Here is a 12185-nt window from a genome sequence, read left to right as displayed (position 1 = left end):
ACGCAGGGTGCTGGCATCCGGCATTCAGAGAATTGCGGCGGTCTCGGCGATGGCGGGCGCCGCGCGATGGGACAGCGCAAGCAAGGGCAGCGCCCGCTGCACCGCCAGCCGTGCGCGCTGGATCAGCGCCTCGTTATGGACGCGGCCCTCGGCGAAATCGCGGTCGGTGGCGTAGACGCCGAGGGGCAGGGTGCGGGCCTGGAAGAAGCTGAAGAGCGGCCGCAGCTGATGGTCGATCACCAGCGCGTGGCGCTCGCTGCCGCCAGTGGCGGCGAGCAGGATGGGGGTGTCGACCAGCGCGTCCTGGTGGATGAAATCGAAGAAGTGCTTGAACAGGCCGGTGTACGAGCCGCGGTAGACCGGCGTGGCCACCACCAGCACGTCGGCCTGTTCGACAGCGATCAACTGCCGCTCCACAGCGTCGGGCAGCTGCGAGCGCCACAGCGCACCGGCCAGCTGCGGCGCCAGCTCGCCCAGCTCGATCAGATGCTGCTCGCAATGGACGTCTTCGCCGATCAGGCCCAGCAGATGCTCGGCCAGGGTGGCGGCCCGGGACGGGCGTTGCAGTCCACCGGAGACGGCGACGATACGGAGGGGGCGGGTCATCTATTCGCTTTCAGCAGGGGAGGGGCTGCTTCGGCGCGATCTGCGGGGGCGCAGTCCTGCAGGCCGGCTGGATCAGCAGGCTGGCAGGCAACCGAAGGCATGACCCGATGCTAGCCACGCCTTTTCATGACGTAAAATGGTATTACTTCACCAATCCATGAGTGAGATTCATCGTCATGCTGGAACGGATCCACCTCAGCATCGTGCAGCAGGTCGAGCAGCAAGGCTCGCTCACCGCTGCGGCCGGCGTGCTCAACCTGACCCAGTCAGCCCTGAGCCACAGCATGAAAAAGCTGGAGCAGCAGCTCGGCACCGATGTCTGGCTGCGCGAAGGCCGCAGCCTGCGCCTGACCCAGGCCGGGCAATACCTGCTGGCCGTCGCCAACCGCGTGCTGCCGCAGCTGGACCTGGCCGAAGAGCGGCTGGGCCAGTTCGCACAGGGCGAGCGCGGCGCGCTGCGTATCGGCATGGAATGCCATCCCTGCTACCAGTGGCTGCTGAAGATCGTCTCGCCGTACCTGGCCGCGTGGCCGGACGTGGATGTGGACGTCAAGCAGAAATTCCAGTTCGGCGGCATCGGCGCGCTGTTCGGCTACGAGATCGACCTGCTGGTCACCCCCGATCCGCTGCTGAAGCCGGGCCTGAAGTTCATTCCCGTGTTCGACTACGAGCAGGTGCTGGTGGTGGCCAGGAACCACGCCCTGGCCAAGGTGGATTACGTAAAGCCACGCCAGCTCGGCCAGGAAGTGCTGATCAGCTATCCGGTGCCATTCGAGCGCCTGGACATCTACAACCAGTTCCTGCTGCCGGCCGGCATCACGCCGCGCCGCCACAAGGCCATTGAAACCACCGACATCATGATGCAGATGGTGGCCAGCGGCCGCGGCGTGGCCGCCATGCCGCGCTGGCTGGTGGAGGAATACGCCGCGCGCATGGATGTGGTGCCCGTCCGCCTGGGCGCCAAAGGCATCCCCAAGCAGATCTATCTGGGTGCGCGCGAGGCGGATACCGGCATTGACTACCTGCAGGCCTTCATCGAGCTGGCCCGCAACAGCTCGCCGCTTGCCGGCAATGCAGGCGGAGCCCGTTGATGCCTGCACCTGGATCACTGCGGACGGAAGCCTTCATCAACACCTTTTCACTGGAGGTTAGCGCGAAGGCCATGCCCGCGCTGCGCGCCGAGGCCGACCGCATACCGCGCGGCACAACGATCTCCATTCCCTACCTGGCCAGTGAGGATGACGACGCACGCCTGGCCGCCGCACGCACGGTACGCGCACTCGGCTTTGAGCCGATGCCGCACCTGTCTGCGCGCCGCATCGGCTCGCGTGTGGCACTCGAGCGGTTCCTGGAGCGCGCGGCCAGCGAAGCCGGTGTCGAGCAGTGCCTGGTGATCGCCGGTGACCTCGCCACGCCTGCTGGACCGTTTGCAGACAGCATTTCGATCATCGAGGCCGGACTTCTGGAACGCAGCGGCATCAAGGTCGTGGGTGTCGGCGGACACCCGGAAGGCCATCCGGTGATGAGCAGTGACGATCGCTGGCAGGCACTTGAAGGCAAGTGCCGGGCCATCGAAACGCGCGGCATGGCACCCGTGATCATCACCCAGTTCGCCTTCGATGCCGATATCGTTCTGACGTGGCTGGCTGTGCTGCGTGCCCGTGGAGTCAATGTTCCAGTGCTGGTCGGCGTGCCGGGGCCGGCCAGCATCACCCGGCTGATGCGCTACGCCGCGATGTGCGGCGTGGGTGCCAGCGCATCGATGCTGGCCAGGTACGGCGTCTCGATCGGCCGGCTGCTGGGAACAGCAGGGCCGGAGATTTTTGTCGACCGTCTCGTGCAGGGGCTGACCGACGCTCATGGCCTGGTCAGCCCGCACCTGTTCCCGTTCGGCGGCATCGCGCCGTCGTTGGATTGGATGGAGCAGTACCGGCGGCGCGCTTCCGGCGCCGGCCGTTGAACCGTATCGATGGCTGCAGCCCGGGTGTAAGCGAACTGATGGTCCTGGTAGTGCCGACCGCTGGTCGGCCTGCCCGTGCAGGGTTGTGCCGGGCCAACGCAGGCATCGCGATGCTTGCCACTGGCCGGCATCGGAAACGCTCACGTCATGAAGACCACCTCCTGGTTCTGGGTCAACCTGGTCAGCCACTTCGGTATTGTCGCAATCCTGGCCTGGCTGCCCGCGCGGTGGGCCGGGCAACTTGTGGAGGCGATGGCCGAGACGCAGCCGGCCATCGCTGATACCCAGTTTCCAGCCCTCATGGGCTCCATCTTCGGTTTCTGCGTGATCGCATTGATTCTTGTGGGGGCGCTGTCAGCCACCGGCGAACTCATCGGTTTTGCCAGGCCGTACGCGCGACAGCCGGAACCCCGATCCGAAGCCCAGGCCTTCCACCGGAAGGTGCTGCTGGTTGCATTCGCTACGCTCTCGTGGGTGGCTGTAGGCTCACTCGCCGGCATTGCGTCGCTCTTCGCAGCGTCGTGATCAGCGGCGATCGCTCCGCTGGATCCTCATAGTACGTTCGATTCGTGGGTGCACGATGCCAGGGAGTGTCGACCGCCCCGGAACGTAAGCGCACTGACAACGGCCAGGGCACAGGCACATGCGCCAGAGTAAGTCATGGCAAGCCGGTAGCCGAAGATCAGCGACTGATGCGCTACGTCACGGGACACCACCTGTGCAGTGGCCGCCAGCTCATCCAGGCGTGCAGTACCTGCGGACAACCCCTCCGCAAGCGATCGCAGATGCGAAGCGTCGCCGCCGGGCAGGTTCGTTTCAAGTGCGTAGTAAGTGCCTTTCACCAGGATCAACCCCACCACGGCGATGTTGATGGCGAGGCTGATGAATCTGGCGCTGGTGTCCATGCCGGACGCCATGCCGGCGCGATCGCTGGGTACGGAGCTGGTCGTCGTGTTGGTGATGGGCGTATTGATCACCCCCAGGCCCGAGCCGGCAAGCACGCAGCCTGGCAGCAGGGTCAGCCAGCTCGCGTTTTCCGCGCCTGCACCGATCGCCATCATGAGCATTCCGCCGCCCATGACAAACATGCCGACGGGGATCACGCGCTCGGGCCCGTAGCGCACAGCAAGGCGCTCGCCATACGGCGGCAGCAGCAGCGACGGCAACGTGTATGCCAGGACGGACAGGCCGGTCGCGATGCTTGAGTAGCCAAGTCCGTGCTGGAAGAACAAGGGCAGGTACACCATCAGTGGCCAGAAACTGAAGTTCATGCCCATCGAGCCCAGCAATGCGCCCGAGAAGCGCCGGTTGCCGAAGATGGAAAAATCGAACATCGGGTCCGGCACCCTGCGCTCGACCGCGATGAATACCGCCAGGCTGATGACGGCAACCAGAGCGGCCGCCATGGAAGAGGCATTTTCAATGCCTGCAGGAATGCCCTGGGTGATGTACCAGGTGAAGGAAAAGACGGCCACTGACAGTGAGACAATCCCTGCAAGGTCCAGTTTCCGTAGGCTTGGCGCCCGCGATTCGCGGATGCCCAGAACGGCAAGAACCGTCGCGCCCACTGCCAGGGGCGCATGCACCAGGAACACCCAGCTCCAGCTGCTGATGACCACGACGCCAGCACCGATGACCGGCCCGAAACCCAGCCCTATGCCAAAGACCACGCCCCAGATGCCAAAGGCCTTGGCTCGCTGTGCGGAGTCACTGAACTGATGGGAAAGCACCGTAAACACGCAGACCAGCATTGCACCTCCCGCCGCGCCCTGCAGCGATCGAGCCACGATCAACGCCGTTCCGCTTCGTGCAAGGCCGCAGGCCAGGGACGTGATGCCGAACAGCAACAGGCTGATCACGAAGATGCGCTTGCGCCCGTACCGATCCGCCAGTGCGCCGGCGGCCATCAGCACCGTGGTGCAGGCGAGGGTGTAGGCATTCATGATCCACTGCAGGCCGCTGAAGCTGCTGCCCAGCTCGGTCTCCAGTATCGGCAGGATGACCGGCACGCTCGAGATTTCCAGCCCGAACATCAGGGAAGCCAAGCACGCCGCTGACAGCGTCAGGCGGTCTCGAGCGACAGGTGAAAGGGAAGTCATGGGTCTCCTCAGGCAGGTCCTGGATCTGGCGCGCCGCGGGGTCGAATGCAGCTGCGCGTTTCAAGTAAGCGGCCATCTTGGAGGGACTTTCATGATGATAAAAATGATTTGATTTAATAGAATTGATCAATCTTCATCATGGATTGCTCCGGTGTTCTTTGACCACGACCTGCTGCGCGCCTTTGTCGCTGTCGTAGAGACCGGCGGCTTCACCAAGGCGGGTGAGCGCATGAACCTCAGCCAATCCGCCATCAGCCACCAGATCCGGAGGCTGGAAGAGCAGGCGGGCAGCGCCTTGCTGAAACGGACCACCAGAAGCGTGACACTCACCGAAGACGGCGAGGACTTCCTGCGGCATGCCGAGCAGATCCTGGCTGCGCAGAGCCTGCTGGTTCGCCGGTTCCAGAAGGCTCCTGTTACCGGCGCAGTGCGACTGGGTGTGCCAGAGACCTATGCCGGCGACCGGTTGACCGCAATGCTGTCGCGCTTCTCGCGCAGATTCCCCGCGGTACGGCTGGATGTGGCCGTGGAGTCCTATGGGGCACTGAACGAACAGATACAGGCGGGAACACTCGACCTGGCAGTGAATCTCTTCCTGCAAGAGGACGTTGAGTGGCCGGTATTGAGGCGGACACGTTTCGTCTGGGCCATCGGTTCGGGATTCGAACACGAACCGGAAAAGGCGCTGCCGCTCGCACTCGCACCCAGCCCGTGCACGCACCGGGACGTGTGTATCGAAGCACTTGTCGACGCCGGCCTGGAGTGGCGCGTCACCTTTACCTCGGCCAGCCAGCAGGGCCTGCGATCGGCGGCAAAGTCCGGGCTCGCCATCACTGTCGCTCTTCAGGATGACGTCCAGGATGGACTGGTCATTGCGGGCGAGGGATTGGGGCTTCCTGCGCTGCCCGCCGCGAGCTTCCGGCTGATGCGCAGCGCCGCCGCGCGGACGCCTGCGATCGAGGCGTTGGAGGAGCAGCTGCTTGGCGCTGGTGATGGTGCGTGTTCGGTCCGTGGACTCAGTGCAGTGGGCTGAATCCCAGCGACTGCACGGGGCAGTTTCAATTGCAAATGCCTCTCACTACACTTACGGCCATCCACTCTGTCGCCAATCGCGGCCAATGCCCCGGCTATCAACGTGAAATCTCCGCCCTTCCTGTGCAGGCCACGGGCATCTGTTCCGAGGGCGCTGTGTCCACGCTAGAGCGGGGCATGGGCAGAGCCGCGAGCCCGGCCTCATCAACAGAGTCCGGCGTGGCCCAGGACAGCTCGCCGATGGGTGGGAGTCTGCTTGCGAAAGCCTATGCGCGCTGGCGGGGGCCCATCCTCCGTGGTCTTGCACGTGTCAGGGGCGGGGACGGTGAGGACGCCCTGCACGACGGTGCAGTGAAGTGGATTGCAGCAAGCCCTGCACTGGCGTCCTGCGATCAGCAGGGGGCTTACCTTCGCCAGACGGTGATGAACACCGTGGCCGACGAATACCGCGAGCATCATGCCGGGCGACGCCTTCAGACCTTGCCGCTGGCAGACGCGGAGGAGGCTGGCCACGCCCTGGCTAGCGATGAATCACAGTGCCCGTTGCAGCTCACCGCACAGCGGCAGCGCCTGGAGCGCCTGGCAGACGCGCTGGCCGAGCTGCCCGAGCGTCAACGCGAGGCATTCGTGCTCTGCCGCTTCGATGGCCTGACCCAGGAAGACGTGGCCGCTCGCATGCAGATCTCCCGGCGCATGGTGGTCAAGCACTTGTCGCGTGCGGTGGCCTACTGCGAAGTGCGGGTACGCTATGCCTCTCTGGCACAGATGCAGGAACTGCATCGCCCGATCAAGGCGGGCGAGGCGTTGGCGCCTGCCATCGATGCTGATCTTCCCTGCCGATGACCGATATTCCCTCTGCCTCAGGTTCCGACCCGTTTGCCCTGCATGAGGCGGCTGCCGCGTGGCTGGTACGGCGGCAGGATACGGACTGGCAGCCGGAAGACGAGGCGGCCCTGCAGCAATGGCTGGCCGAGAGCGAAGCGCACCGACAGGCGTTCGCCGACGTGACCAGAACCTGGCACGACCTGGGGCAGCTGTCGCGGCCCGCGCTGGCCTCGGACACGCATGCAGCAGTACCTGCCGCTCAACGGCGGGGCAGGGCGGCGCGGCGCGCACGGTCGTGGCGCCTGCCACGCGTTGCGGCGGCTGCGGCCGTGGCGATGCTGGCCTTGGGGTACGTCGGCTACAGTTGGTACACCGCACCCAGCTACGTGCAGGACGTGGCCACCGGTGCGGGCGAGATCCGTGATCTCCAACTGCCGGACGGCTCACGGATTTCACTCAACGCACGCAGCACGCTGGCGGTGCATTTCTATCGCTCCCGTCGTGAAGTGGTGCTCAGCCAGGGCGAGGCTTACTTCGAGGTCGCCCCCGCCGCGAACCGGCCCTTTACCGTCGATGCCCAGCGCAGCCGGGTGACGGTGGTCGGCACGGCCTTCAATGTGCGCAATGGTCCGGGCGAAGTGCTGGTCAAGGTGCTGCACGGGCACGTACGTGTACAACCGGATCGCGCTGAAGGCATCGCGCCGGTCAGCCTGCATGCCGAACAGGGCCTGGCCGTTACCACGCTCACCGCTGCTTATCGCCCCATTGCGGCAAGCGCAGACAGCATTGGCGGCTGGCGCAACGGGCGCCTGGTGTTCCGGCGCACCCCGCTGGACGAAGTGGCGCAGGAGGTCGGGCAGTATCTGGGCCATCCCGTCACGCTGGGCCAGCCAGGGCTGAAGTTCCTGCCCGTCTCCGGCTACGCAGCCACCGATGCCCCGGCCACCTTCCTGGAAGCCCTGCCGGATCTGTTGCCCGTGCAGGTAACCCGCAATGCCCAGGGCGGCTATCGCATCGACGAACGGCCCGTGACCCGCTGACGCCGGAACGAAGATTTTTCCCGGCGCGGGTTCCCACCCCACCGCCGTTTTCCGTTTACCCCAGTGAGGCCAGTGGTGGCCAAGCATGATGGAGCGGTAATGGGGTACATGAAGATCAAGCGCGCGCTTGTCGCCCGCGCGTTCTCTACGGGGGTACACGCCAAGCGGCTGCCGCTGCTGGCACTGTGCATTTCCAGCGCACTGGCGGCGCCGGCCATCGCACAGGCCCAGCCGGCCGCGCGCATGCAGTTCAACATTCCGGCTCAATCGCTGGATGCCGCACTGCGCAGCTTCTCCGAGCAGTCCCGGCAGCAGGTGCTGTTCAGCGAATCAGCGGTGGCGGGCCGTCGCGCCCCGGCATTGACCGGCAGCTACACGCCGCAGGAAGCACTGGCGCGACTGCTGGAGGGTAGTGGGGTGCGTGTCAACGCCACCCGTCCGGGCGTGTTTACGCTGGCGCAGGAAGCAGCAGCACCTGCGCGCAGCAAAGACACCCAGACCACCCTGCAGACGGTGAACGTGACCGCCAATGCACCAAGCGACGGCTCCTACACGGCACGTGAGCTGAGCCTGGGCAAGCTGGGGCAGAGCATCCGCCAGACCCCGCAATCGGTCAGCGTGATCACCCGCCAGCAACTGGACGACCGCAACCTCACCACATTGGACGAAGCGCTGGCGCAGACCACGGGCGTGACCAAGACCGCCCGCAACTTCGGCAACCACAAGTTCTCGATCCGCAGCTTCACCGTGGACGACAGCAATTATCTGGTCGATGGCGTGGTCGGCATCGTCTATGCCCCGGTGGGCTGGCTGCCTATCGACACTGCGGTGCTGGAGCGGGTTGAAGTGCTGCGCGGTGCCGGCGGCATGATGCTGGGCGCGGCCGACCCCAGCGGGGCGATCAACATGGTGCGCAAGCGCCCCCGCGACCAGGCCCATCTCGATCTGGCAGCAACCGTGGGCTCGTGGGACAACTATCGCCTCGAGGTCGATGGTGGTGGCCCGCTCAATGCCGCCGGCACCGTGCGCGGCCGACTGGTTGCCGCCTACCAGGACCGCGACTACTTCCAGCGGGGCACCTCATCGAAGGCGCCGCTCGCCTATGGGGTGATCGATGCCGATCTGGGCACCGACACCACCCTGACCTTCGGCCTGCGTCATCAGGCCAGTGACACCGACGGCTACTGGCTGTTCGGCCTGCCACGCTACACCGATGGTGGCGCGCTGGACATCAAGCGCTCCACCTCGCTCATCCAGGACTGGAATCGACAGGAAGGCTCCGTCGACGAAGCCTTCGCAGAGGCAGAGCACCGCTTCAATGAGCGCTGGAAGGCGCGCCTGTCGGTGAACCGCACCGAGTCGGACCTGGACCAGCGCGTAGCGGTTCCGCTGGGCGGGGTGGACCGGGCCACCGGTATCGGTTCGCGCTTCTATGACATCTATTTCAACCGCTCGCGCGTTCGCAGTGATGGCATCGACCTGCACACCACCGGCAGTTTCGAGGCCTTCGGCCGCAGCCACCAGGTGCTGCTGGGCGCGATGTGGTCGCGCCAGCGTACCCGTCAGAGCTCGGCGGACCTGGCCATCGATGTGCCGATCAATGTCTACGCGCCGGACCACAGCGCCATTGCGCAGCCCCTCCAGCCCGCCTGGGACTGGGCAGAAAACGCCCGCGCCCAGCAGAGCGGTGTGTACAGCAACCTGCGCCTGCAGCTGGCAGAGCCGCTGCACCTCACGCTGGGTGGCCGGCTGAGCTGGGTGAAGTACCAGTCCAGCGATGGCTTCAGCGGCGCCAAGAGCCGCGACTACGAACAGAAGCACGAATTCACCCCGTACGCCGGCCTCGTCTACGACCTGGGGCCGCAATGGTCGGTCTATGCCAGCTACGCCGACACCTTCCAGCCGCAGAGTTCGTACGTCACCTCGTCCGGCTCGGTGCTGGATCCGGCCATCGGCGCCAACTACGAGCTGGGCGTGAAGGGTGAGTTGAACGATGGACGCCTGAACCTCTCCGCTGCGGTGTTTTCCATCCGCAAGACCGGCAACGCCGTGGTGGACGAGTCCGACCCGGGCACCTGCCGTGGCTCGCTGGCGTCGTCCGATTGCTACCGCAATGGCGGGAAGCTGCGCAGCAAGGGCTTTGAGCTGGAAGCCAGCGGCGAGCTGGCGCCGGGCTGGCAGATGATGGCGGGCTATACCCATGTCACCAGCCGCGACGACGAGGGCGCGACCATCAGCGCCGAGACCCCGCGCCACCTGCTGCGCCTGTCGACGTCCTACCAGCTGCCTGGCAAGTGGAACGCGTTCTCCGTGGGCGGTGGTGTGTCGGCACAGAGCAGCTACTCCTATCCGGCCTACGACGACCCGGACTGGCGCATGGGCGCGGCGGGACGCGCCGTATGGGACCTGCGTGCCGGCTACCGGATCAATCCGCGCTGGAGCGTGGGCCTCAACGTGGCCAACCTGTTCGACACGCGCTACTACGCGATGATCAGCCAGATCCGCAGGGGCAACTTCTTCGGCGAACCCCGCAACGTGATGCTGACGCTGCGCGGATCGCTGTGATCCCCCGCAAGCGGCAGGGCAACGGCATGCCCGCCACGGGGATGGCATGAAGACGGGCTTCCGGCAAAGCATGTCCTGGCTGCACACCTGGGGTGGCCTTACCTGCGGCTGGCTGCTGTGCGCGATCTTCCTGACCGGCACGCTCAGCGTGTTCCGCGAGCCGATCACGCGGTGGATGGAGGCCGGCCCCGTGCCGGCCTCCTCGCCGACGATGGACACCGCAACGCAGGCGGTGCGTGCGCAGCACTGGTTGGCTGCAAACGCCGCCGATGCCCGGACATGGCAGATCCGCTGGCCTGCCCAGCAGGGCGGGCCGCTGGAGCTGTCATGGGAGGATGGCGACGGCACCGCGCACGAACGCTGGGTGGACGCCGGCACCGGCATGCCACACCCTCCACCTCGCCTTCGGGAAACCGAAGGCGGACGCCACTTCATGTCCTTCCATTACACCTTGCACGGCGGCATGGCCGGCTACTGGCTGGTCGGTTGGATCACGGCCTGCATGTTGCTGGCGCTGGTCTCCGGCGTAGTGGTGCATAAACGCATCTTCAAGGATTTCTTCACCTTCCGCCCGGGCAAGGGACAGCGCAGCTGGCTGGATGCGCACAACCTGAGTGCCGTGCTGACCCTGCCGTTCCTGTTCATGATCGGCTACACCGGGCTGACGTTCTTCTACAGCAGCTATCTGCCGTGGCCAGTGCACGTTGCCTATGGCGATGCGGATGGCGCTTATGCGCGCTATGAGGCCGAACTGGCGCCTGCACAGCCGGCTCCGCCGGGCATCCTGGTATCCGCCGCGCAACTGCCGGACCTGCAGCAACTGCTGGCACGCGCGCAGGCCAGCAGCGGGCAGCCGCCGGCATTGATCGTGATCCAGGCGCCCGGCACCGTCCACAGCGTGGTGGAAGTGATCGGTCGCAAGCCCGAGGGCGGCGCGGACAGGCATCTGCTGACCGAGGCCAGCCGGGTGACGTTCGATGCTGCCGGCGGCACGCTGCTGCAACAACATGGCGCACATCCGCATGCCATTGGCGCCGTGCAGGTGCATGAGACGATTGAAGCGCTGCACAAGGCCGATTTCGGCGGCTGGCCGATGAAGTGGCTGTACTTCATCAGCGGCCTGCTGGGCACGGCGATGATCGCCATCGGCACGCTGCTGTTCTCCATCAAGCGGCGCAAGCGTAGCGAGCATGAGTTCGGCGCAGCCACGGCGGGCATCTACCGGTGCGTGGAAGCCTTCAACGTGGCATCGCTGGCCGGGGTGGCACTGGCAAGCATCGTCTACCTGTACGGCAATCGGTTGCTGCCGCTGGAAATGAGCGATCGCAGCGCATGGGAAATACGCATTTTCCTTGCCGCCTGCGCGGCCTCGGTGGTGCACGCGCTGTGGCGCCCACCGCGCCTGGCCTGGATCGAGCAGTTGTGGCTGGTTGCAGCACTGTGCCTGGCACTGCCGCTGGTGAACATGGCAACCACCGGGCAAGGGCTGCTGATGTATCTGCAGCGAAGCGCATGGCAGCAGGCCGGCGTGGAGCTGGTCGCACTGGCATTCGGGTTGATGTTGGCCCAAGTAGCCGTGATGTTGCAGCGCCGCTGGCCACGGGTGCAGGAGGCGGCGCGCAATGCCAAGCCTCCTGCCGGGCGGGGCGCGGCCTATCGCTGGCAGGTGGCGAGCCGTGTGCTGGCCGCATCGGTGGGCGGCTACGTGTTCACCGCCCTGACCACCACAACACTGGCGCTCGTGCTGCCCACCCTGGTGAATATGCGCACGTCCGTTTCGGTCCTGACCAGTTCGCTGCTGGGGTTCGTGTTGTTGATTGCCGTTGCTGTGGGCGTCTTCAGTGCCCGCAGGGTGCGTAGCGTGTGGCTGAGCCTGGCGGCGGGGAGTGCCCTGATGGGTTTGTGGCTGGCAGTGCTGCAACTGTCCCTGATACACATCTCCGAGCCCACGAGACGGGCTCCTATCTGGTATGGAGAGTTTTCCTTGGAAAAAACAAACAACAGGTCAAGTTGTCTCGCGCAACTACAGAGGCTGCACACTCAGGCAGTAGCTCGCCG

Annotated in this window: 10 protein-coding genes; 8 read left to right on the top strand and 2 right to left on the bottom strand. The window is 65.5% G+C overall.

What is annotated here, in order from left to right; translation table 11 throughout:
• Positions 1-24: 24 nt before the first annotated feature.
• The gene (gene msuE / locus EKL94_RS15105; protein WP_126929697.1) at positions 25-606 is read right to left on the bottom strand and encodes an FMN reductase; all 582 of its coding nucleotides are present in this window, start codon (positions 604-606) and stop codon (positions 25-27) included.
• Positions 607-782: 176 nt separating this feature from the next.
• Here msuE and EKL94_RS15100 point away from each other — a divergent pair, with 176 nt between their 5' ends.
• The 3 genes from EKL94_RS15100 to EKL94_RS15090 all read left to right on the top strand — a co-directional run bounded on the left by EKL94_RS15100 (position 783) and on the right by EKL94_RS15090 (position 3091).
• Positions 783-1697, top strand: a complete 915-nt coding sequence (locus EKL94_RS15100; protein ID WP_126929696.1) for a LysR family transcriptional regulator — start codon at positions 783-785, stop codon at positions 1695-1697.
• Complete coding sequence (locus EKL94_RS15095) at positions 1697-2566, top strand: methylenetetrahydrofolate reductase (protein ID WP_126929695.1); 870 nt, start codon at positions 1697-1699, stop codon at positions 2564-2566. The genes EKL94_RS15100 and EKL94_RS15095 overlap by 1 nt, the downstream gene beginning before the upstream one ends.
• A gap of 147 nt (positions 2567-2713) precedes the next feature.
• Positions 2714-3091, top strand: a complete 378-nt coding sequence (locus tag EKL94_RS15090; RefSeq protein WP_126929694.1) for a hypothetical protein — start codon at positions 2714-2716, stop codon at positions 3089-3091.
• Positions 3092-3117: 26 nt separating this feature from the next.
• Here the strand turns inward: EKL94_RS15090 and EKL94_RS15085 are convergent, their stop codons facing one another.
• Positions 3118-4665 carry an MFS transporter gene (locus EKL94_RS15085; RefSeq protein ID WP_126929693.1) on the bottom strand — a complete coding sequence of 516 codons (1548 nt, stop codon included), beginning with the start codon at positions 4663-4665 and terminating at the stop codon, positions 3118-3120.
• A 151-nt stretch (positions 4666-4816) separates the two neighbouring features.
• Between EKL94_RS15085 and EKL94_RS15080 the strand changes: the two genes are divergently transcribed.
• The 5 genes from EKL94_RS15080 to EKL94_RS15060 all read left to right on the top strand — a co-directional run.
• Positions 4817-5698: a LysR family transcriptional regulator gene (locus tag EKL94_RS15080; RefSeq protein WP_126929692.1), complete on the top strand. Its 882-nt coding sequence runs from the start codon at positions 4817-4819 to the stop codon at positions 5696-5698.
• Positions 5699-5733: 35 nt separating this feature from the next.
• Entirely contained in the window at positions 5734-6540 is an 807-nt protein-coding gene (locus EKL94_RS15075) for an RNA polymerase sigma factor (protein WP_312023660.1), read from the top strand.
• Positions 6537-7562 (top strand): FecR family protein, encoded by a 1026-nt coding sequence (locus EKL94_RS15070; RefSeq protein ID WP_126929691.1) that lies wholly within the window; start codon positions 6537-6539, stop codon positions 7560-7562. The genes EKL94_RS15075 and EKL94_RS15070 overlap by 4 nt, the downstream gene beginning before the upstream one ends.
• 108 nt (positions 7563-7670) lie before the next feature.
• On the top strand, positions 7671-10127 hold the full coding sequence (locus EKL94_RS15065; protein WP_260473439.1) for a TonB-dependent siderophore receptor: 2457 nt from the start codon (positions 7671-7673) through the stop codon (positions 10125-10127).
• Between the two features lie 46 nt (positions 10128-10173).
• A partial coding sequence (locus tag EKL94_RS15060; RefSeq protein ID WP_260473438.1) for a PepSY-associated TM helix domain-containing protein occupies positions 10174-12185 on the top strand: 2012 nt, incomplete at its 3' end.

The organism is Stenotrophomonas maltophilia (assembly GCF_003970865.1).
Taxonomy (GTDB): Bacteria; Pseudomonadota; Gammaproteobacteria; order Xanthomonadales; family Xanthomonadaceae; genus Stenotrophomonas; species Stenotrophomonas maltophilia_AR.
Note: the sequence above shows the minus strand (reverse complement) of the source record. Positions and strands in the feature narration are given on the sequence as shown.